Genomic DNA, 23,477 nt, shown 5'->3' with positions numbered 1-23,477 from the left:
ATATAAGCGATTAAATCTACTTATAACAAAAAATCGCCCTTCTGAGGGCGATTTTTTTGCAGCTTATTTTAAATAATAACCATCTAAACAATATATAAATAACAATCTACATGTTTGGATAGTTAGGACCGCCGCCGCCTTCTGGCGTTACCCACGTGATGTTCTGTGAAGGGTCTTTAATATCACAAGTTTTGCAATGGACACAGTTTTGCGCATTGATGACAAATTTAGCACCTTCCGCGTCTTTTACAATCTCATAAACACCAGCTGGGCAGTATAAACGCGCTGGCTCAGAATAAAGTGGTAAGTTGATAGTGACAGGCACTGTTGGATCAGTTAACTTTAAATGTACTGGTTGATCTTCAGTATGGTTGGTATTTGAGATAAATACTGACGATAATTTATCAAATACCAATTTGCCGTCCGGTTTTGCATAGGTTGGCTGATAGGCATGAGCCGCACGCTCAAGCTGATCATAATCTTTTTTATTGTCATGAATGGTCAAAGGCATTTTGCCGCCCATCAGATTTTGCTCTAAAAAGGTAAACGCGCCGCCCATCCATTGACCCATACGGTGCATAGCAGGAGCAAAGTTACGTGCTTCATAGTTGTCTTTATACAACCAAGACTCTTCAAACATCGTAGTATAAGCCAGCACTTCATCATGTTGACGACCTTCTTGCAAGGCTTCGAAAATTGCCTCAGCCGCTAGCATCCCTGACTTCATTGAAGTATGGGTACCTTTGATTTTGGCAGGATTTAAGAAACCTGCGTCATCACCAGCTAATACACCACCTGGGAAGGTGAATTTTGGCAAGGAGTTTAAACCGCCTTTAGTTAACGAGCGTGCGCCGTAAGATATACGTTTACCGCCTTCTAGAACATTACGAATAAGCGGATGTAGTTTTAGACGCTGCATCTCATCAAATGGTGACATATATGGATTAGAATAGGAGAGATCAATAACAAGACCAAAGCTTACTTGATTGTTTTCAGCGAAATACAACCACCAGCCTCCAGTTGAACCCGTATCAGTTAAAGGCCAACCTGAACCATGCATGACCACACCTTCTTCATGCTTAGCAGGATCAATATCCCATAGCTCTTTTAGACCAATACCATAGTGTTGAGGGTCACAGTCTTTATCAAGATTAAAACGACTGATCAAGCGCTTGCCTAAGTGACCACGGCTACCTTCGGTAAATATAGTATATTTAGCAAGCAGCTCATAACCTGGCTCAAAGCTATGTTTCGCTTCGCCACTGGCAGCCACACCCATGTCGCCTGTCAATACGCCTTTAACTGAACCATCATCATTATATAAGATTTCATCAGCGGGGAAGCCTGGGAACATCATGACTTCTAGCTCTTCAGCTTGTTGAGCCAACCAACGAACGACGTTGCCTAATGAGACAATATAGTTGCCTTGGTTATGCATGCTGGCAGGAATGACCGAATCCATTAATTTGATAGATTTGGTCGCTGAACCCAGCATATAGACGCGATCTTCAATTGCAGGAACGTTTAGCGGTGCGCCTTTTTCTTTCCAATCTGGAATCAACTCATCCAAAGCGCGTGTTTCCATGACCGCACCAGAGAGAGTATGAGCGCCAAATTCCGAGCCTTTTTCGACCACACAAACCATGAACTCATCGTTACCTGCTGCGATGGCAAGCTGGCGTAGACGGATGGCAGCTGAAAGTCCGGCAGGTCCACCACCAACGATAATGACATCAAATTCCATTGACTCACGTTCTACTTCAGGCTCTGCTGCAACAGGTTCTGGCGCTTTGTCGACAACGACCGTTTCAGCAACTGGCTCAACGGCTTGCGTATCTACAATAACGGGCGTTTCTTCAGCGAGCACTTCTGGTGTCACCACTGTTGGCTCTGAATTTGCTGTGTCTGTCACGATTGGCGTGTCGATATTTACAGTATCACCATCAATAACTGGCGATTGATTGTCTTGCTCTTGCATACCTACTCCTAAACTTGTAGTGGCTTATCTCAGGGCATCATTAGCTTAACAATTGAATAATAAGGCTTGTGGCGCTAACTTTACTCAGACATATGGCTGCCCGATAAAAAGGGTCTTTACGGTATCAGTTGACGACGTTACGATGAAAGTGTTTTTAAAAACCTTCAAAACATAACGTAAAATGTGTCGTTAGTACAACGCCCACCAGACTAGTTCAAATAAAAAATCGTTACTTATTATAAAAGAAAAGTCCCACAAACACGATACGCATTTCACAACATCAGTGTTAAGGTAAGATTAAGACGGTGGGGGTACAATGACGATATTGTCTTATCATACCCGAAACTAAAATTTATAGTAATAACAGATTTGCCAAACTTTGATTACTACGTGAAGGATTGTACGATGACAGATAATAATAAAGATATCGATGCCACGACTGTAAAAGATGCTGAAACCTCTAATGACAAGCTGTCTGAGCTAAATACTATAGACAATTTGAGCCAATATTTAAAGTCTGTGGCAGGGACACGTGAAGGACGTGCCATACCGCCACTAGAAAGTTGGCATCCTGAACAAATTGATGATATGGACTTGGTCATCAAAGCCAATGGCGAGTGGTGGCATGAAGGCGGACACATGACCCGAGAGTCATTAGTCAGTCTGTTTGCCACTATCTTATGGAAAGAAGAAAAAGAAGGCGTGACTGAGTATTTTCTAAAGACGCCCGTACAGAAATTGCGTATCCAAGTGGAAGATGCGCCATTACTAATCAATGATGTCGGTATCGTCAACGAAGACACTAATAGTTGGCTTGAATTTACCACGACAACGGGTGATGTCGTACGCTTAGATGATGAGCATCCTATTTTTTTACGTCCTTATGACTCTGTTAATGTAGAGGGTAATGAAAATAGAAATGATCACTCTAATGATATGGATGCTGTTCATAATAGTCACGGAGAGGAAAACCAACAATTAACATCTGAGGTACAAATGCGTCCTTATATGCTGGTTCGAAATGGATTGACGGCACTTATTGGTCGCAATGTATTTTATCATCTAACCGAGATTGGCGAATTGACAGAGCAAGATGATAAAACCACGCTAACCCTGCAAAGTGGGGGTCATGCTTATACATTGACGATGACATCTATTTAACGGTCAATAATGAGCTATAATTAGGCAGTGATTGCTATTGATCTTGAGCAAATCTTGTTATCTATCTTATAGCCCTTTTTATTTATGGGTCTATAGTGAATTCAGTATTAAAGCGATACAGTAGGACTGGGATGAATTTTACGCAGCCTCTGTAGGCGTAGGCACAGCACGCCAGAAAAATTTATACCAGTACTGCGTTGAAACATAACGTATCTGTTTTATTTGGAATTGACTATATTATCGAAAGTAATATTGGTTAAATTTATTAGTAGGGTCGGTATGACAGTATTTTTATCAAAATGGCGGTGAAATAATATGAAAGTTGCCGCAAGTGCTGTTACTAACACAGTTAATACTTACTTAATAATTTCTGATAATAACACTGCTGAAGAAGCGATGGTCGATAGTCTGATATACAATCATAATAAAGGGACAAAGGCAGATCCAGACCGTAGCGCGCCTATTGGCTTATTTGATTCCGGTATTGGTGGCTTGTCTGTTTATCTCCATTTAGCCCAGCAACTGCCCAATGAACGTTATATTTACTATGCTGATACCCTGAATGTGCCCTATGGCAATCGAGATAGTGATGATATTAAAACATTCACATTGACGGCAGTAGAGTGGCTATATCAGCAAGGCTGCAAGCTTATTGTCATTGCGTGTAATAGTGCTTCAGCCTATGCGTTGCAGACAGCAAGGTGCCATTATCCGCAGCTACCCATCGTGGGTTTGGTACCAGCATTGAAACCTGCGGTATTGGCCAGTAAAAGTGGTCATGTGGCGGTACTAGCAACCAAAGCGACTCTAAACGGTAAACTCCTAAACGATGTCATTGCTACGATAGCCAGTCCAAGTGCAACCAGAGTGACCAAATATTTTGACCCGCAACTTGTGCCTTGGGTAGAATCAGGTATGCCGGAAAACAGTGAAACGGCGCAAAATCTTCGTCAGCAATTGCAAGTGTTCGCAAAGGATGGGGTAGACCAGCTGGTATTAGGCTGTACACATTATCCATTCTTTAAAGATTTTGTGATGCAAGCAATTGAATCGCAAAGACTATCAATGCAAGTGGTTGATTCAGGTCAAGCAATTGCAGAGCGCGTTAAGCAATTGTTGATCGCCAATAATTTGTCAGCATTGCCTATAGATGGATTAGATAGAAATGGTGTTTTAGATGCCAGTTTGAGTGACAATCAGATTAAGCCACCGTTGATATTTTATGCGACCAAATACGATAAGCATATGGATTTGCTGCTATCACGCTTACTTGGCGAGCAAACGCATTTACAATACCATCCTCATTTTGAGTATTAGCCTTAGGGGCTCCTAGGATTAATTTCGATACAGCTGTTATAATCCCGTAGTATATTAATGGAATTGGAAATAAAGTAAACGTATTCTAGCAATATTATGCTAGGCTTGTATTTACCAAACAGAATATTTTAATTGCTTGTTATTATAATTTTTCTGAGAACTCTGAGAACGTATCTTTTTCGACCAGCTAATAGAGATTAGAGGTGATCGTGCCAAACCGTCGCTACCATATTCATATTGTATGCGCTGATAACGACCAGTTATTGGTATTGGATAGTATTGCGATATTTTTTCAAGGCCGTGCCTTTTTAACCTATGATGCTTCCAGTAGATTACCCAAAGCTTCGTTATATGGGCGTCAGTGTATTGATGCTTGTGATTATGCTTTGATGGTCATTGGCGATAGCTACGGTACGACGCAAAATAACGGTGTTAGTCAAATGCATTTGAGCTATCTCAATGCTAAAGCGAAGCTCAAACCTTTACTGATACTAATAAAGAAACACCATAACGGTGCCAATATCAGTAGACAGTTGCAAGAATTTACCAGTGCAGTAACGTCAAAAACGGATAAGATTTATTATTACGAGACAGAAAACGACATCGAGCAATTGCTTATCCAAGCCTATTACAAAATGGTTGCTAGCCATAATATAGCTGCGGGATGGATCAGGGTTGATGAAGAGGCGATGAAGACTAACAAACCTTCAGTATCTGAGACTCTAGCGGCTACTTTAACAAACAATAGAGTGACAGGGCAAGAGACTACTGTCGTCCCTAGTCAGAGTATGGACGATAATGTCAGTAAGCCAATCGTATTGACAGAGACCTTTGAGATTCACTATAAAGCCCAAGCTTATGAGGGTGGTAATTTAACCGATGTGACAAGACCAATGGTATTGGCATGGCAAGACGTATTAATCACTCTGATAAAAATGCCAGCTACTTTTTCAAGCTATGGTCTACAAAGTGGTATCAACCGCTTAATCGCTGCGCGAGCTGAGATCGATATCAAGCGCGAGATGCCAAATGTCCATGCTGTAGCACGTTGTCAAATCTCTCAAGATGATCTCAATCATCTACAGCGGCAATTGGTTGCTGCTAATTGGATACAGCTAACTACCTATGGAACACGGGTCACACAGGAGCTTTGGAAGCTGACTTTTTATGCAAAAAGTTTACTTGATGCAAAAAAGCCATCGATAGAAAATCCTGCTATATCAATCGCCACTAGCTAAATTATCGCCTTCGCTATTATCAGTCATTATCGTTGCTACCAATCTTAGAACCTCATACAAATCATGATTGACTAACACGTTTCTTGCTAATGGCTACGTTTTGTAATACAAAGTATACGTGGTACTCGTTGTGAATCCCTTTGATACTCGTAATAATGATCAAGATGAACACATAATAATACTGAGCAATTAAGGAGAACAAATAATGAGTAATGCTAAAAATGACGCGTTAAAAAGTGAGTTGGATAGCTTAGAGCAAACCATGCATGAGGCAAGTCAGTTTCATACGTTAGAAGAGCAAGTAGCAGATATGAAGCGCCGCGGTATCGATCCGACCAAAGTCTATAAGGAATTGGATAGAAAGGAAGAGGATGCAGATTGGGGTAATGCCACGTGGAAAGAAAATGGCAAATGGGAGCCTAAGACGCCAGCAGATTTAGATGATAAAGCTCGTGAAAATTGGGATGGTGACAATGGTAAACCGAATCCACCACCTATCGTTTAATGTCTAAAAATTAGATATATCATGTAAACTGTGACAAGTCATAAAGAGTGTCAGAACTGACATGATCAAAAAGCCACGCTAATTAGCGTGGCTTTTTATTTTTATTAATACTTAAAAGACATTACGTAATCAAGAGCCTTCATCAATACGTACCAGTTTTATAGTACCATCAGCACCCGTTACACGGCGATATCGCGTTGTGCTTGAGTTTGATGGGCTGATCGCTGTACGCTGCGAGTAGCTATTAGGTGTGGTATTTTGCTGTTGAATCAATTGTCCCATACGATCAGCAGACGCGGGGTTTAAAGGACGACTGTTTGTTGGCTGGTTATATGGATTGCCGTATTGCAAAGTATTAGGCGCCGTATTACCAACGATGGCACGATAGAATTTCTGCCCTGCACGTCCATCAGCTGGAAAAATGCCACGACTAGACTGGTACTGCTGGATAGCAGTACGAGTATTATCACCGATAATGCCATCGACGGCGCCGATATCATATCCTGCATTTAATAATGCTTGCTGAATCGCTCTGGATTCTTGGCGACCTATACCAGGATCGTCAGTTGGCCATGCCGTGATAAAGTCAGTTTTACTGCTACTCTCGCGAGTAATCAAATCTGATAAATGGGCAATCGCCAGTGCATAGCTTTCTGAGGCATTATAAGAATAGAATGTATCAAAGTTTTTACCGACTAAGAATGCAGGGCCGTCAGGACCTGCTGGTAATAATAATCCAGCACTACTCAAGTCAGAAGGCAGTGGGCTGCCATTAGCAAGGGTTAAACCTTGATTACGCCAGTGGCTCATTGATTTTTTATCTTTACGGTTAGACGCTGCCCAAAATCCACTTGGCAGTTTTACCTCATAACCCCATGCTTCGCCTGAACGGTAGCCACGTTTATCTAAGAAGTTTGCCGTAGAGGCAAGGGCATCGGGGACGCTATTGACCAAGTCGCGGCGACCATCGCCATCGAAATCGACTGCCAACTCTAAAAATGTACTTGGCATAAACTGCGTCTGACCAAACGCGCCTGCCCATGAGCCAGTCATGTCGCTTGGCGCAATATCACCGTTTTGGACGATTTTTAGTGCATTGGCATATTCGCCTTGGAAATAGCTTTGGCGGCGATCAAAGCAAGATAGGGTCGCTAAAGATTCAAACAAAGGTTTTTTGCCCAATGTCTGCCCAAAGTTAGACTCTACGCCCCAAACGCCTAATACGTGCTCGGCTTTAACGCCATAGCGCGATTCAATTTTACGTAACGTATCCGCCCATTGACGCTTGGCACGGATACCATCTTCTACGCGTTCGGTATCAACAAGTGATGACAAATAATCCCAAACGTCTTTTTGAAATTCAGGTTGATAGTTTAGCGATTGAATAACACTAGGGTCAGGCTCACTGGGACGATAGTTATTAAAGGTATAGCTATCAACATCACGAAATTTGCTAGAGTTTTTTAGACCATCTAGACACTGCTGAAACTGAGCATTAGACAAGTTTGGGGCGTCTGGCTTGGCAGCTTGAGCGGTGCTGGCAAGACTTAAGCCAATCGCTGCCGTCAATAAAGATAAGGTGGATAAGTGATTCAAGCGCATAAAAATATCCTATAAGCGTCGAAGTAGCTGTTAAAAAAAACAGTTACTAGAAATTAGTTATTAGAAAGTAAAATAAAGCGATTAAAAGTCGATTTTACTTAGAGTAACCAATCTCAATAGTAAAGAAAAGGTATCGTAGCACTCGGTTACTATAAGCTGACGTTGGCGTGAGGTTAGGATAGGGTTTTAGAAAAATATAGCATTACATAATTTTAGGAAAGTCTTTGGTTTTAATGTGGGTGATTAATTTTACAGGTGTTTTACAAAGCTATTTCGCTAATATGATATCCAACTCCTCAATAAAATCATGAATACGTGCTGCGTTTTTACCCAAATCGCTACCGCCAACTCGCGATTTACTACGGATATCAACCAGACGCTCGCTACCATTATCATTGATACGTACAACGACATCATCTTTAAAACCAAACCACGCTGTAGTATCTGTTGCTTCAACAATACCTTTATTAGCATCGATATTGACAAGCTCCCAACCTAAATTTTTAGCAACTTGTTCGGCAGCGTTCACCAATTCAGCTTTTGATTGTGAATAGACTAGCGTTTTTAGTTCCGGATAGCCTTGACGTTGTTGCTCGGCAGTTGCTTCACCAGCATAAGCGATTGGATTGGGTGCGTCAGCGCGTAGCGGAGCAATAGCGACAAACTCAGGTGGGTTGATTAAGTCAGTTGAAATATCATGAATAGGCGCTACGCTTTTGCTCTTACTCAGCATACTAAGTGGTAATCCGAGAGCAACGGCCGATAACGCAATGGTGACTACCACATTGGCAAGCGTTAGTGTATTTCGCTTAAATATAACTTGTAATATGAGCAACACAAGCGCTGTAACAGCAGTCAATATGCCATATTTAAATCCTGTAAACACCGTACCTAATTCAATGATGTCACACTTATAAAGAGGTCCTGTCAATACGACTAATAAGAAAGCAATGAGACTTACGAAACTCACTAAAAATTTCATTAGATTTCTCGCTTATGGTTTATTTAACAACCAAACATGCTCTGTCACCGCCATCTCAGGCGCGGCGTTCAAAGTCGATGATTCGCCCTCGAGTTCTTGAATTTGATAGTGAGCGCTATGGTACTGCTGGATTTGCTCATGACTGATTGAAAAGGGCGGTCCTGCTCGCTCATTTTGGTCGTAATTGAGTGTCAGTAATAACTGAGGAGCGTTTTGACTGAGGTCGATGACTTGCTGGCTATATTGCGGGCGCAACTCTGCTGGCATCGCAATTAATGCTGCTCGATCGTAGACCGCATCAACGCGACCAACATCATTAGTACGTAGCATAAATATATCTGCAACCCATAACGCTATTGTTTGTCCTGATAACTGCCCTTGATAGCATTTAATATTTGAATTTTTATCATGCACTTTTATCGTGTAAGAAATATTATTTTCAGCAAAAAATTCCTGTACGGCTGACTCAACCAATTCCACGCCGACCATATCAAAACCTTGATTGGCTAGCCAAATCATATCAATAGATTTGCCACATAAAGGGATGAATATACGGCTTCCGGTGGCCATCTTTAAATCTGAAAAGTATTTAATCAATAAAGGATTCACCTTAGGCTGATTAAAGCCGATGCGTTTTTCCTTCCAGCGAGCCTGCCAAAATTCTGGATTCATTGCTTTAGCCTTCAGTTATAAGAATTTCTATTATCAGTTATTTTTTACAGTCGATGCATTATCATAACTTGTCGCATAATATTGTCAAAGTCATTAACTCCAATAAAATTATCAGAAATTAAAAAAGCCAAATACTTATATTATAAGCATTTGGCTTTTACGAGATTAAAAGCTGGGCATTGAATTCGAAAACTCTGTAATCAGAAGATAATATTTAGCTCACCATATATTGACTGAATTCTTTACGCAGTTTGGCAAGTTTTGGTGGTATGGCAAAGTTGCAATAAGCTTGTCCTGGGTTGCGATTAAAAAAGTCTTGATGTGTCTCTTCTGCTTGATAAAATTCGACCGCAGGATGTACTTCGGTCACCACATTTATACCCATGTCACGCAGCTTGTTAATGGTACGATCGATGGTCGGTTTTTGCGTTTCATCAGTGTAGAACACGACGCTACGATATTGGCTACCTACATCATTACCCTGACGATCCATTGTGGTGGGATCATGAGTCGCAAAGAAGACATCAAGTATCACTTCTAATGGGACAATCGATTCGTCAAATTCGACTTTAATCACTTCAACGTGACCAGTATCCCCACCGCAGACTGCTTCATAATTGGCTGATACCGCATCGCCGCCCATATAACCTGATATTACAGACTGTACGCCTTTTACGGATAAAAATACTGATTCGGTGCACCAAAAACAGCCACCGCCTAATATAATGGTTTGCATAATTTTTCCTATTCTTATCATTATAAAATATGAGCCAAGCATGTTTTGCAAATCTATTTTGCTTGGCGATATACATTTAGCTTAACAGTGCAGTTGCCTGCGATAAGTAACAAATAGTAATGTTATAATGGGCTTTTGCTACGCTAAGAAGCTCGTTATTATCAGCTGCTTCTTATTGATAGTGTCGGTCAAGATGATTACACACGTTAAAGTTTAGTTTAATTACCAAAGAATGAGTCACATTATGAGCCAATCTCAGCCTACCACTGTTAAACATGACACCTTATTCACCACGCCACTAGATAAGGCGGCGCGCTTTTCATTTGATGAGCAAGTGGTGGCTTGTTTTCCGGACATGATTCGTCGCAGTGTTCCAGGTTATGGTCAGGTATTGGCAATGCTACCTATATTTGCCCGTCGTCATTGTAAATATCGCCAACAGAGTGATAGTGGGCAGCGTGTGAGCCGTATTTATGATTTGGGTTGTTCACTGGGTGCTGCAAGTATGACCTTGGCTGGCGAGTTTGAGCCGCAAGATTTGCAAATTAAAGCGATTGATATTTCACCTGCGATGACCACTGAAGCGACTACTTTACTGAATGATAATTATCCTGAGCATGACATAGAGGTCATCACTGCGGATATTCGCGATATTGAGCTTGAGCCATGTGATATGGTGATTTTGAATTTAACCTTACAGTTTTTGCCCGCTGCCGATAGAGTGGCGGTACTCGAGAAAATTTATGTAGCACTTAGCGAAGGCGGTATATTGGTATTGACCGAAAAGACTCATGCTTTTGATGAGCAGTATGATGCGTGGTTGGTTGAACGTTATTACGATTTTAAACGCGCCAATGGCTATAGCGAGATGGAAATCAGCGGCAAACGAAATGCACTAGAAAACGTCCTTATTACGGATACTTTAGATGAGCATCACGCACGATTGAGTGATGTTGGCTTTCAGCGTCATCTCACGTGGTTTCAATTTTTAAACTTTGTCTCTATTGTGGCGTTTAAATAATTCTTATTTTTAACACAGTTGTTTTTTGATCAATACGGTAACCTGCTTTTATGCTTAACGACACTATTGCCCACGCCGAACGTGAACTGTATTTAACCCTGCTAGAACTAGCGCAACAACAGCCAAGTGCTTATGAATGGCTTACGCGCTTGCCAACATGGTTAAATGATATCAAGGACAAAGCCAATTATGCGCATGCGCCTGCCTATCAAGCATCGGTTGCGCGTTTACCAAATATAACTGTCAATCATGTCGATCTAAACAGTGATGTCTTGACGATTGAGGCAAATCTTAGTGAGTCTCAGCGCAAACAAACAATGGCATTATTAAAGCAGCTCATGCCGTGGCGCAAAGGGCCTTTTCAAATTGGTGGTCAGATCAGTAGTCGTCAAACTGTTGATACTCAAGATGACAGCGATACCAATGCGCCAATATTGATTGATACCGAATGGCACAGTGATTGGAAATGGCAACGAGTCGCACCGCATTTGAGTCCTTTAAAAGGTCGCCGCGTCTTAGATGTTGGTGGTGGTTCTGGTTATCATGGTTGGCGTATGGCAGGAGCAGGCGCCGATACGGTCATCATTATTGATCCGTCGTGCTTGTTTTACCATCAGTTTATGGCGATTCGGCATTTTGTAGATAGCGCCGATGCTCATACTCATGGTACAGAGCGTTATCGAACTCATTATATTCCAGTGCCGCTTGAAGCACTACCGGATAATAGCCAGCTGTTTGATACCGTGTTTAGCATGGGTGTGCTCTATCATCGCCAATCGCCGTTTGAGCACTTGCAACAGCTTAAAGGGCAGTTGGTCAAAGGCGGTGAGCTGGTACTTGAAACTTTGGTAATAGAAGGCGATGCCAATACGGTACTGGTACCGCATGACCGCTATGCTCAAATGAATAATGTGTACTTTTTACCTTCGGTTGCCGCATTAATAGGCTGGTTAGAGAAAGCTGGTTTTAGTGAGGTGCGCTGCGTCGATGTGGCAGTCACCTCGACGGAAGAACAGCGTAAAACGGAATGGATGACCTATCATTCGTTAGCAGATTTTTTAGATCCTAATGATTCTAGCAAAACTCTTGAAGGCTATCCTGCGCCGATGCGTGCTACTCTAATTGCCAAAAAATAATTGGCAAAGCAGTAAATCTTCAATGCTTTTTAGATAAACCACCGTGTAAATGCCATTTCTAACAATATTTTTAAGATAAAACCGATAAAACCAGCACCAAGTGCCAAAAACATCCAGAATGTACCAGCGCGACCAGCACCAGACTGTTTTGATAAGTCCCAAATGATAAAGAATAAAAAGGCAATAAAAATGGGCAATAAGATGTAAAGCCCCCAACTGGTAACGGTACTGGCAGCAATGGCAAACATAATTTTATCCTATATATAAAGTCATAAAGTACCACGTTCTCTGTTCGTTATTTTATTGCTTATTAATGAAATATTTACAAATAGTTGAATAAATATTTAAGCGTCACGATATCTAGAGAAAGTAGCCAATAAATGGCGTTATTATAACGTGGAATAGGCTAGGTATGAATGTTTCATCAACCTTGGGAAACAGGAACGCTACAATAACTCTGACCTATGAGCCATCTGCCAATTATAATAACCCTTAAACGTCAAATAAACCCTAGCACCTTGCTGTAAATAGCATTTTATCGCTATTTTTGGTCCAAATAGTGCAATAGTAGGTAAAGGTTGTTATATTTGCAGGTTACTTATCTTTTTATCATATTTGATATACCACCACTTTTATTGTTTATTTATCCGAGTTTATAGTCCTATGTCACAAGCCCAAATCGATACGCTTACCTCACTGTTTGACAGTGCGATTGCAGTCCTAAAAAATGACGGCGAATTACCAGCTGATTGGCAAAATAATAGCCAAATTACGCGTACTAAGGATACCAGCCATGGTGATTTTGCCAGCAATATTGCCCTGACTGCTGCCAAAGCTGCCAAAGCCAATCCGCGTCAAGTGGCTGAAAAAATCGTTAATGCATTGCCTGAGAATCAAGATATCCGCCAAATAGAAATCGCGGGTCCAGGGTTTATCAATGTGTTTTTGAATACTGAAGCCAAGTTTGCAGTGTTAGATGATATCTTCAATTTGCAAAATGGCTTTGGCTTAAGCAAGCAGTTTGACGGACAAAAAATACAGGTCGAATTTGTCTCTGCTAACCCAACTTCTAGCTTACACGTTGGTCACGGTCGCGGCGCTGCATTTGGTATGAGCGTATCAAACTTGCTTGAGGCGATTGGCTATGATGTCACGCGTGAGTACTATGTCAATGATGCCGGTCGCCAGATGGATATCTTAGCGACCAGTACTTATTTGCGCTATCTAGAAACCAATGGTGAGACTGTCACCTTCCCCGTCAACGGCTATCAAGGCGACTATGTCAGTGATATTGCTCAGACATTAAAGACGCAGCATGCTGATACTTACGTACATCGTTTCGCAGATATTGCCGAGAACGTGCCAGAAGATGCGCAGTTCGAAATAAATGCCGATGGCGAAAAAGTACTGCTATCAGGTGATAAAGAAGCCCATATCGATGGTCTAATTGCCAATAGTAAAGCTTTACTTGGTAATGGTTATGAGCTGTTTCTAAATGCAGCATTAAGCAGTATTTTGGCTGATATCAAAGACGATCTAAATGACTTCGGTGTGAGTTATGAATGCTGGTTTAGCGAAAGATCAATTGATAGCGAGATTGAGCCAGTCTTACAGATTTTAGAAGACAAAGGCTATCTCTACGAAAAAGACGGCAATATCTGGTTTAAATCGACGGATTTTGGCGATGAAAAAGACCGTGTCGTACGCCGCGCTAATGGGCAAAGCACCTACTTTGCCTCTGATATCGCCTATCATAAAAATAAATTCGATCGCGGTTTTGACAAAGTCGTGAACGTTTGGGGTGCAGACCACCATGGCTATGTACCGCGCGTAAAAGCGGCTTTATTGGCGCTTGGTATCGATGCCGACCGTTTAGATGTGGTATTAGTGCAGTTTGTCGCATTATGGCGCGGTGATGAAAAAGTACAAATGTCATCACGCTCTGGCAAATTTGTGACCTTACGTGAGCTACGTCACGAAGTTGGCAACGATGCAGCGCGTTTTTATTACGTCGCGCGTAAGCCTGAAGTACATGTTGATTTTGACCTAGAGCTTGCCAAATCGCAAAGTAAAGACAACTTGGTTTATTACATTCAATATGCACATGCCCGCGTTTGCCGTGTGTTAGAAAAACTAGAAACCAGTGGTTTAAGTGTGGATGATGCGATAGGTGCGGCGCAGCAAGAATTACTTGTTGCACCAAGTGAAGAGGAGTTGATTAAGCTGCTTGCCGCTTATCCTGCTACCTTGATGCGCTCAGCGACAGGTTATGAGCCGCACATCTTGACTAATTACCTTAAAGAGTTGGCAGCGTTATTCCATGGTTGGTACGATAGCAATCGTATTTTGCCTGTGAGCCTGACTTCAGGTGAGACACCAAGCGCCGATGAAATGGCGATGATGCAAGCTCGTTTACGTTTATCTAAAGCAGTACGCCAAGTTATCAGTAACGGGCTTGGTCTATTAGGGCTGTCTGCACCGTCTAGCATGTAATAAAGCTAGCAACTGATAGTAATAATTCAATAATGACAGATAGATTCAGTAGGGAGAATGCGATCCATGTTAGCCAAAAAACCAAGAGGTGCCACTGAAAAGCGCAAAACAAGTAGTGCGTCAGGCTTATTATGGATGTTCGTTGGCGCAGTGTTGACACTGATGATTGGGGTATTCTTATATCTGTCACCATGGTTTAATTTTAGTCCCGCTGATACGGCTGGAGATCCTAATAAGCAAATACAGCAACGAGTGGATCCTGATGCTGACAATGGTGATTATGAATTCTATGATATTTTACCCAATCAAGAAATGGCAACCGTCCCTGATGAAGAATTTGACAAGACCGACAATGACCAGCTGGGTGAAATCATAGATTTTGAACCGGATGTGATTGTCAATCAAACTGACAGTAATGTGCCTAGTGCTAATGATGATACGGGTAATATTTCTGAAGGTACAACCAGTGCGCCAAATGCTGGCGCAGCTACTGGTAATGATGATATCGTTATTATTGAAGAAGATGCGACCTACGATGGTACGCAAGCGACAAGCAATCCGGGTACTAATGCAAACAAACCCAATGCTGGCAATGCAAGTATTCAAGCTGCTAAGCCTGCTGCTACGTATATCCTACAAATTAACAGTTTTGGTGATGCTGATGAAGCCGACCGTCGCCGTGCGCAAGTACTGATGGCAGGTGTCGATGCGAAAGTCGTCAAAAACACGACTGGTAATGGCTTGCCTATCTATCAGGTGATTTCACGCCCGATGAATAGTCGTCAAGCCGTTGCTACTGCTCAGCAGCGCCTGCAAAATAACGGAATTGATTCTATTATCGTTGAACAACGTCGTTAGTTTTAGATTGATTTGATTGTTTAGAAAAAAAGCGTCACAGTGGCGCTTTTTTTATACGTTTTTTTTTGCTAATAGCGGCGTATTTTTTCTAAGCTTAACCCACTATATTGAAATTTTTTATTGCCACACTAACCGAGAGTATCGCTATGACGGTATCTAATTCAGCAGTAACCACGCAAAGTCCTTTTAAAGCATTTTTTCAAAAATACTTTATTGATGCATTTACTGGTATGGCTTTGGGGCTTTTTGTCACCTTAATAGCGGGTCTTATCATCTCGCAAATCGGTGGCTGGCTAAATCTTCCAACACTGATTGCCGTCGGAAAATTGGCATCTGTGTTAATGGGCGCGGGCATCGGTGTCGGCATTGCTTATTATCTAAAAGCGCCAACTTTGGTAATGCTTAGCTGCTTGGTCGCTGGTATGTTGGGCGCTCACTCTGAAGCATTAATGGCAGGTAATCTATTTATTGCTCAAGAAGCAGGTCCGGCAACCTTTGCTGCGCTACCGGGTAATCCAATCGGTGCATATTTGGCGTCAGTTTTTGCCTATCGCGCTGGTACATGGGTTGCAGGCAAGACCAAGCTCGATATTCTACTGGTACCTTTACTGGTCTGCGCGGTGGCATTAGCGGTATGTGCGCTGCTCAATCCTCCTGTTGTTGCTGCGGTCAATGCCATTGGTCAAGGGATTCAAGCGGCAACCACATTACAACCGTTATTAATGGGAATCGTGATTGCTGTCGTCGTTGGCATATTGCTAACGATGCCGACATCGAGTGCGGCGATTTGTATTGCTATTGGACTTGGCGGAGTTGCAGGTGGGGCGGCAGTGGTAGGCTGCGCGGCACATATGATTGGCTTTGCCGTCGCCAGTTTTAAGGACAACGGCATAAGTGGGGTTGTGTCTCAGGGTTTAGGCACTAGTATGCTACAAATCCCTAATGTGCTCAGAAAACCCATTATTTTATTACCGGCTGTTATAGCAAGTGCTATCGTTGGTCCGATAGCGACCGTCGGCTTTGAGCTAGCATGTACGGCTACAGGCGCAGGTATGGGAACTGCAGGACTGGTTGGCGTATTTGGCGTGATTGAAGCGTCAAAAGATATTATGAGTACTGGTCAATTATGGACGGCGATTATTTTATTGATGTTTATATTGCCTGCTGTGATTGCTGGCGTTGTGGCTTATATGATGCGTCGATTTGGTTGGTTGGTCGATGGTGATATGAAACTGCCTTAACATTCATTAAAAAATAAAAAGCATTCCTTAAAAAGTAAGATTTAAGGAAGAACTCAGGAAAATCAAAAAGCCCAGTTATCTAAAGTAGCTGGGCTTTTCATTCTTCTAGCATTTATAACATTTTTAAATTAGCGACGTACATCTTTAGGGGCGTCGCCTTTTGGCCAATCTTTGTCTTTATTGGCTTTTACCGGACGTGGCAAGTGAGTAAAGTAAGCAGCAATATCGACGGCTTCTTGGTCAGTTAACGTATTGCCTTGACCAAAGGGCATTTTGCCTTTGATAAATGCCGCAGCCGTATAGGTACGTGCCATACCAGCACCATCATTGAAGGACTTTTCACCAGCGACAGCAGGATAAACGTAGGTGCCATCGTCGTTATACTGACCTTCACCAGTGGCACCATGACAAACGCTACACTTCTCTGCAAATAGCTTTTTGCCATTATCAGTGTTTGGCTCGAGGTTTTTATCCACTTTGACAAAACCGCGACCTTCAGGCGATACGCCAAATGGCATGTCTTGTGACAACCAGCTCATGTAAGCCACCATCGCGTTCATATCATCTGAACCAAGATCAAGTGCCTTACCGTTCATCGAACGCTCAAAACAGCCGTTAATACGTTCTTGTATCGTATTGACACGCCCTGCGCGCGTACGATAGATAGGATAGACACTGGGCATATTGTTCCAAGGCGCAGCATAAGCCTCTGAACCATTGCCAAGGTGACAGCTGGTACAGTTCAGCTGATTACCAACGTTATTTGGCATCTCTTTATAAGTGTGATTGGCAATTTGTAAGCCGCGACGCACAGCGGCACCAAACTCATCATCTGGAATCGTAGATTCATCTGGCATCTTAATAGTAGGCTTGCCACTTGCCGTATCAGTGCCACCTGCGGTCGCAGTTATGTCATTGGCAGCTGGCATGTTACTTTTGATCGCTTCAGCGCGTGCTTCGAGATCTTTTACTCGTGCCAATGCTGCCGCTTCTTCGACACGGTCAACGGCTTTGGTTTCAGTGTGATCGCTACAACCAGTAATACCGACAGCACTAATGGCAAACACAGTGGCTATCAAAACGGAGCGCTTAGGATATGGGAGCGTTTTCATAGGAATATCCTTATTTTAAAAAGTAATATAGAAATTTAAATTTATATGCTAGTTTAGATGCCATAATGGTAGAACCAACTCGATATTTTGTGTCAGTAAAAGGCTAAGAGCAGCAAAAACAAGGATAATCTTTAGAACAGCATAAAAATAACACGTAATATCGAGTCTTTGAGGCAATCTTAGTTGCTCAGCAGCCTAACTCTAGCGCTTGAAATATAACAAAGAATGAAGCAGTAGGTTGCTAGTAACATTAGTGTATCAAATACAAATACGTAAAGTGTTTTAAAATTGAAAACAGAAGCCATAACATTAGTGTTTCGTTGCTTCTTTTAAACTGAAGTCCTGGTATGTAGCATAAAAAAGCGCTCAAACATAGATCATGTTTGAGCGCTTTTTTTAAATTTTAGCTAACTGCTCGCTAATTCAAACGAGTGATGTAGCAAGTTAACAGTTAAGCAATTTCAGGCGTCTTGCCTTCGTTAATCACTTGCTCATCAACGAGTACGGTCTTAGCATCCTTCATAGAAGGCAGCTCATACATCGTTTCTAACAGAGCATTTTCAACGATAGAGCGCAGTCCACGAGCACCGGTTTTGCGTGCCATCGCTTTTTTAGCAATCGCATCAAGCGCTTCTTTGGTAAACGTAATGTCAGCGCCTTCCATATCAAACAGATACTTATACTGCTTAACCAAGGCGTTCTTAGGTTCCGTCAAAATCTGAACCAATGCATCTTCATCTAGCTCTGTAAGCGCAGCAAGTACTGGAAGACGACCGATAAGCTCCGGAATAAGTCCAAACTTGATCAAATCTTCAGGCTCTACTTGTTGCAGTAGTTCTGAGCTACGACGACTATCATCTTTTGAGCTGACATCAGCATTGAAGCCAATGCCTGTCTTTTCAGTACGCTGCTGAATGACTTTATCAAGACCGGCAAACGCACCGCCAACGATAATCAAAATATTGCTGGTATCTACTTGGATCAACTCTTGCTGCGGATGCTTACGACCACCGTGTGGTGGAATAGCCGCGACCGTACCTTCGATAAGTTTTAGCAATGCTTGCTGTACGCCTTCACCCGATACATCACGCGTGATAGAAGGGTTATCACCTTTTTTGCTGATTTTATCAATCTCATCAATATAGATGATGCCTTGCTCCGCTTTACTAACATCATAATCTGATGCTTGTAATAGCTTTTGTACGATGTTTTCAACGTCTTCACCGACATAACCGGCTTCGGTCAAAGTCGTGGCATCCGCCATCGCAAAAGGAACATCAAGTAGACGTGCGAGCGTTTGCGCAAGTAAAGTCTTACCAGAACCTGTTGGACCAATCAGCAAAATATTACTCTTTGCCAATTCTACCATTGCATCATCAGCACCAATTTTAGCTTTTTTGCTATCATTGGCTAAAGTTTGGCTAACTTTTAGACGCTTATAATGGTTATAAACGGCAACAGCCAAGGCTTTCTTAGCAGCATCCTGACCGATGACGTATTCATCAAGCTTGGCGCGCAATTCTTTTGGTGTTGGTAGTTTTTTATTGACCCAAGAGGTATCAATATCGCTATCGTCATCACCATGTTCGTCACTGTCGGCGATAAGGTCTGTACATAGCTCAATACATTCATTACAGATATTGGCATCGTCAGCGGCAATCAGCTGCTTCACTTCACTTTTTTCTTTGCCGCAAAACGAGCACTGCGGGGTGTTATCTTCTGCCATATACAGGCACTCCTAAAATTTTATACTTATAAATATTCTGATGTGTGTATCAACGTTTAAGTGTCTAATATAGAGCACTTAAGCATAAGCAGCGCTACTAGCTACATCGATACAGCTGCTCATAGACTGGCTATTATAAAGAAGCAGGACGACGTTCTAATACTTCATCGATCAGACCATATTCTTTGGCTTCTTTAGCATCTAACCAATAATCACGCTCGACGTCTTTTTCAATTTTGTCTACTGGCTGACCCGTACGCTCAGCCAAAATCTCGTTTAAGCGCGCACGAGTTTTTAGGATTTCACGTGCATTGATTTCGATATCTGTTGCTTGACCTTGTGCGCCGCCTGAAGGTTGATGAATCATGACGCGAGCATTGGCTAAGGCATAGCGTTTGCCTTTTTCACCAGCAGCTAGCAAGAATGAGCCCATGCTATACGCACCGCCCATACAGATAGTTGATACTTCAGGTTTGATAAAGTTCATCGTATCAAAAATGGCCAAACCAGCACTGACCGAGCCGCCTGGTGAGTTGATATATAAATGAATGTCTTTATCAGGGTTTTCGGCTTCCAAAAATAGCAGCTGCGCCACAATAAGATTGGCCATATGGTCTTCAACTTGACCGGTCAAAAAGATAACGCGCTCACGTAGTAGACGCGAGAAAATATCAAACGAGCGTTCGCCGCGAGCTGATTGCTCAACTACCATAGGAACTAATGCTGCTTGGGTTGCGCTTTGATTATACTGTGCGCTCTGGGCAGTAGTGTGTGCGCTCATCAGCATATCAAAATGCGGGTTGGCAGTGATGCGATCATAATCTGTCATAAAAATATCCTGTTTATAAAGATAGAAGATAAAAAGTAGAAAATCGTTAAATTTTTATTGGTGTTTATCATTGTAAACATTGTCGGTTTATAATAAAACCTATTACGCTAAATGAGACGGGTATCGCATCAATAGTTGATAAATAGCGGTAATAAAGGCTATTAGCTTAAAATAATTGAGCCAATGGTAACTTTTTTATCAGAGTAATAGTAACTTTTTAATGTGACAAATGATAAATGACTTCCTATTAATAGGGCGTTTGTGCGTACTTATCAAGGGTGCTGTCTATAATCTATCCATAAAGATAGCATATAAGCCACCAATAAAAATGCCCTAACAAATTTGTCAGGGCATTTTTAGAGCAATCTTAGCAGTCAGTACCAGTTAATGGCAAAGATTTAGCTAGATTACATTGCTTGCTGCTGTTGTTGCTGAGCAGCTAATAGGTCTTGGTAGCTAACTTCTTTGTCAGTTACTTTACCTTGCTCGATTAGATAATCAACCACTTGGTCTTCTAATACAACAGACTCAATGTTCGCGCGCTGTTGCTTATCAGTGGTGTAGTACTCGATTACCTCACTTGGATCTTCGTAGTTTTCAGCCGCTTCTTTGATGAACGTCTCAACGCGAGCTTGGTCAACTTCTAAGCCTTTGGTATCGATAACGCGAGCAACGATGATGCCAAGACGTGCCGCACGTAGTGCTTGCTCTTCAAATAACTCATTTGGTAGCATATCTTTATCGAAGCTATCCGCGTTTGCACCGAACTGCTGAGAAAAACGTTGCATCATCATGTTGCGTTGACGCTCGATTTCTTGCTCTAGCATAGCATTAGGTACGTCAAACTCGTTCTTTTCTAACAAAGCATCAAACGTTGCTTGCTTGACTTGGCTACGAGCAGCATTTTTGATTTCGCGTTCCATGTTTTTGCGAACGTCGTCTTTTAACTTCTCAACGCCGCCTTCTTTAACACCGAATAGCTCAAGGAACGCATCGTCAATTTCTGGTAGCTTAGATTTTTCAACCAATTTTACATTGATTTTGAACTGAGCTTCTTTACCCGCTAAGTTTTCAGCTTGATAATCTTCTGGGAAAGTCACGTCGATGGTTTTTTCTTCGCCAGCTTTCATGCCTTTGATGCCTGCTTCAAAGCCAGGAATCATCTGATTGCTACCGATAACCAATTTGAAGTCTTCAGCAGATCCGCCTTCGAACTTCTCGCCATCGATAGAGCCTTCAAAGTCAAAAGTGACTTGATTGCCTTTGTCCGCTTTACCTTTTTTCTCAACGAATTCTTCACGTTGTTTTTGTAGGTTTTCAATCATGGTGTCAACATCAGCTTCATCAACTTTGGCTGTATGACGCTCAACTTCGATCTCATTGATACCTTGTACATCAACTTCTGGGAAGATTTCAACAGTGGCTTGATAAACCAAGAAATCGTCTTCAAGTTTTACGTCGTCGATATTCGGCATGCCAACGGCGCGGATGTCTTCAGATTTGATCGCTTCAAAAACGGTATCACGAATAACGTCGTTGATCACTTCTTGTTGAATGCCAGCGCCGTATTGTGAACGGATATGTGACATAGGCACGTTACCTTTACGGAAACCGTCAATCTTGGCAGTTTTCGCTACTTGGCGAATACGGCCTTCAACTTTGTTTTGAATCTTTTCAACGGGTACTTTAACCGTTAACTGAGTTTCTTTGTTAGATAGCTTGTTGGTTGTGACTTGTAAATCTGTAGCCATGATCATTACACCTTTAGGATTAAATAATAGACAACCATGCCTCAAAATACGGGCGTTTACGACTGGTTGCCGTTGGAATAAATAGGGGATAGTGATAGCAAGTCATTCTCAAATCAATGCCTTTAGCAATCGCTGCTGGCTCTGAAAAACGACATATTTAATCTTAGTCGATACTATCAAATATCAATAATAAACCGTCAATAGGTCGCATAATAACGCTTTTTGGCGAATAATACAGACAATTAACGGCTTTCAACAAAATTTTAAAAGTAGAACAGTATAATCTATCTGTTTATTAAAGTAAAAATTATCTGTTTTGTCGTTTACGTGGTATCAATTTACTATATCAGTGATCTTATTTAAAGTACGTCTTGTATGTCTGCGCCTGATTGACTGGTTGAGGATTAAATGGCATCAAATTGGATAACTACAAGAGATAAGCGTCTTATAAGGGCAATTGCACCAGTAACTGCTTGATCGCCTGACCGCGATGGCTGATGCTATTTTTATCCGCAGCGCTGAGGCTTGCCGCCGTCGCCTGCAGCTCTGGTAACCAGAACAATGGATCATAACCAAAGCCACCATCACCATGTGGCAACTCTAAAATCTCACCGTGCCATAAACCTTGCGCGATAATCGGTAGCGAGTCATCAGCATGACGCACCATCGCTAGTACGCAAACGAACATGCCCTTAATAGCAGTATCAGGCTGCGCTGCGCGAATAGGCTGCAAGTCAGCGATAAGCTTTTCATTATTCTTACTATCGTTACCATGCTCGCCGGCATAGCGCGCAGAATAAATACCGGGTGCATTACCCAATACTGGCACACAAAGTCCAGAATCGTCGGCAATCGCAGGCAATCCACTAATACGGCTGGCATGACGGGCTTTTATAATGGCATTTTCGATGAAACTCAAGCCATCTTCAATTGCATCGTCGATATTGAGCTGACCTTGAGGGACAATCGTCACATCCAAATCTGCTTCCGCAAATAGTCTTGTGAACTCAGCAAGCTTGCCTTTATTATTGCTGGCAAGTACCCATTGCTTGTGAGATGTAGATTGGGTCAAGGGTCGCGATGTGTGTAGTGTATTGATAGCACTCATAGAGAATATTC

General features: G+C 42.1%; 20 protein-coding genes. 9 read left to right on the top strand and 11 right to left on the bottom strand.

What is annotated here, in order from left to right; all coding sequences use genetic code 11:
• Positions 1-106: 106 nt before the first annotated feature.
• The gene (locus M0221_RS11335; RefSeq protein WP_483284786.1) at positions 107-1,744 is read right to left on the bottom strand and encodes an electron transfer flavoprotein-ubiquinone oxidoreductase; all 1,638 of its coding nucleotides are present in this window, start codon (positions 1,742-1,744) and stop codon (positions 107-109) included.
• 639 nt (positions 1,745-2,383) lie between these two features.
• On the opposite strand from M0221_RS11335, the gene M0221_RS11330 reads away from it, so the two are divergent.
• From M0221_RS11330 to M0221_RS11315, 4 genes are all read left to right on the top strand, one after another.
• Entirely contained in the window at positions 2,384-3,139 is a 756-nt protein-coding gene (locus M0221_RS11330; protein ID WP_011514560.1) for a DUF1285 domain-containing protein, read from the top strand.
• A 315-nt stretch (positions 3,140-3,454) separates the two neighbouring features.
• A complete protein-coding gene (gene murI, locus M0221_RS11325; protein WP_011514559.1) occupies positions 3,455-4,456 on the top strand; it encodes a glutamate racemase in 1,002 nt (333 codons plus the stop codon).
• A 209-nt stretch (positions 4,457-4,665) separates the two neighbouring features.
• Positions 4,666-5,694: a DUF4062 domain-containing protein gene (locus tag M0221_RS11320; RefSeq protein WP_483283862.1), complete on the top strand. Its 1,029-nt coding sequence runs from the start codon at positions 4,666-4,668 to the stop codon at positions 5,692-5,694.
• 205 nt (positions 5,695-5,899) lie between these two features.
• The gene (locus M0221_RS11315) at positions 5,900-6,199 is read left to right on the top strand and encodes a hypothetical protein (RefSeq protein ID WP_483283861.1); all 300 of its coding nucleotides are present in this window, start codon (positions 5,900-5,902) and stop codon (positions 6,197-6,199) included.
• 129 nt (positions 6,200-6,328) lie between these two features.
• On the opposite strand, the gene M0221_RS11310 is transcribed toward M0221_RS11315, so the two are convergent.
• From M0221_RS11310 to msrA, 4 genes are all read right to left on the bottom strand, one after another.
• A complete protein-coding gene (locus tag M0221_RS11310) occupies positions 6,329-7,801 on the bottom strand; it encodes a lytic murein transglycosylase (RefSeq protein ID WP_483283860.1) in 1,473 nt (490 codons plus the stop codon).
• Positions 7,802-8,069: 268 nt separating this feature from the next.
• On the bottom strand, positions 8,070-8,783 hold the full coding sequence (locus M0221_RS11305) for a DUF1499 domain-containing protein (protein ID WP_483283859.1): 714 nt from the start codon (positions 8,781-8,783) through the stop codon (positions 8,070-8,072).
• 12 nt (positions 8,784-8,795) lie between these two features.
• Positions 8,796-9,455 (bottom strand): thiopurine S-methyltransferase, encoded by a 660-nt coding sequence (gene tmpT, locus M0221_RS11300; RefSeq protein ID WP_483283858.1) that lies wholly within the window; start codon positions 9,453-9,455, stop codon positions 8,796-8,798.
• A gap of 214 nt (positions 9,456-9,669) precedes the next feature.
• Entirely contained in the window at positions 9,670-10,191 is a 522-nt protein-coding gene (gene msrA, locus M0221_RS11295) for a peptide-methionine (S)-S-oxide reductase MsrA (protein ID WP_201531992.1), read from the bottom strand.
• A 232-nt stretch (positions 10,192-10,423) separates the two neighbouring features.
• Between msrA and cmoA the strand changes: the two genes are divergently transcribed.
• Complete coding sequence (gene cmoA, locus M0221_RS11290; protein WP_483283857.1) at positions 10,424-11,212, top strand: carboxy-S-adenosyl-L-methionine synthase CmoA; 789 nt, start codon at positions 10,424-10,426, stop codon at positions 11,210-11,212.
• A 50-nt stretch (positions 11,213-11,262) separates the two neighbouring features.
• Positions 11,263-12,348: a tRNA 5-methoxyuridine(34)/uridine 5-oxyacetic acid(34) synthase CmoB gene (gene cmoB, locus M0221_RS11285; protein WP_483283856.1), complete on the top strand. Its 1,086-nt coding sequence runs from the start codon at positions 11,263-11,265 to the stop codon at positions 12,346-12,348.
• Between the two features lie 29 nt (positions 12,349-12,377).
• Here cmoB and M0221_RS11280 read toward each other — a convergent pair whose 3' ends face one another.
• Positions 12,378-12,596, bottom strand: coding sequence for a DUF2788 domain-containing protein (locus M0221_RS11280; RefSeq protein ID WP_020444359.1), 219 nt, complete (start codon positions 12,594-12,596; stop codon positions 12,378-12,380).
• Positions 12,597-13,011: 415 nt separating this feature from the next.
• Between M0221_RS11280 and argS the strand changes: the two genes are divergently transcribed.
• The 3 genes from argS (at position 13,012) to M0221_RS11265 (ending at position 16,940) form a co-directional block, all read left to right on the top strand.
• Positions 13,012-14,841, top strand: a complete 1,830-nt coding sequence (gene argS, locus M0221_RS11275) for an arginine--tRNA ligase (protein WP_011514549.1) — start codon at positions 13,012-13,014, stop codon at positions 14,839-14,841.
• A gap of 66 nt (positions 14,842-14,907) precedes the next feature.
• Positions 14,908-15,699: an SPOR domain-containing protein gene (locus M0221_RS11270; RefSeq protein ID WP_483283855.1), complete on the top strand. Its 792-nt coding sequence runs from the start codon at positions 14,908-14,910 to the stop codon at positions 15,697-15,699.
• A 146-nt stretch (positions 15,700-15,845) separates the two neighbouring features.
• Positions 15,846-16,940 (top strand): PTS sugar transporter subunit IIC, encoded by a 1,095-nt coding sequence (locus tag M0221_RS11265; RefSeq protein WP_263241387.1) that lies wholly within the window; start codon positions 15,846-15,848, stop codon positions 16,938-16,940.
• Between the two features lie 128 nt (positions 16,941-17,068).
• Here M0221_RS11265 and M0221_RS11260 read toward each other — a convergent pair whose 3' ends face one another.
• The 5 genes from M0221_RS11260 to rdgB form a co-directional block, all read right to left on the bottom strand.
• On the bottom strand, positions 17,069-18,052 hold the full coding sequence (locus M0221_RS11260; RefSeq protein WP_020444355.1) for a c-type cytochrome: 984 nt from the start codon (positions 18,050-18,052) through the stop codon (positions 17,069-17,071).
• 451 nt (positions 18,053-18,503) lie between these two features.
• Positions 18,504-19,778, bottom strand: a complete 1,275-nt coding sequence (gene clpX, locus M0221_RS11255; RefSeq protein WP_020444354.1) for an ATP-dependent protease ATP-binding subunit ClpX — start codon at positions 19,776-19,778, stop codon at positions 18,504-18,506.
• Positions 19,779-19,911: 133 nt separating this feature from the next.
• Entirely contained in the window at positions 19,912-20,559 is a 648-nt protein-coding gene (clpP, locus tag M0221_RS11250; RefSeq protein ID WP_187289150.1) for an ATP-dependent Clp endopeptidase proteolytic subunit ClpP, read from the bottom strand.
• A gap of 455 nt (positions 20,560-21,014) precedes the next feature.
• Entirely contained in the window at positions 21,015-22,358 is a 1,344-nt protein-coding gene (tig, locus tag M0221_RS11245) for a trigger factor (RefSeq protein WP_011514543.1), read from the bottom strand.
• A 445-nt stretch (positions 22,359-22,803) separates the two neighbouring features.
• Positions 22,804-23,466, bottom strand: coding sequence for an RdgB/HAM1 family non-canonical purine NTP pyrophosphatase (rdgB, locus tag M0221_RS11240; RefSeq protein WP_483283854.1), 663 nt, complete (start codon positions 23,464-23,466; stop codon positions 22,804-22,806).
• Positions 23,467-23,477: the final 11 nt, after the last annotated feature.

The sequence above is a fragment of the Psychrobacter sp. ANT206 genome (assembly GCF_056880555.1).
The sequence above is the reverse complement of the archived record's forward strand: the minus strand, read 5'-3'. Positions and strand labels throughout refer to the sequence as shown.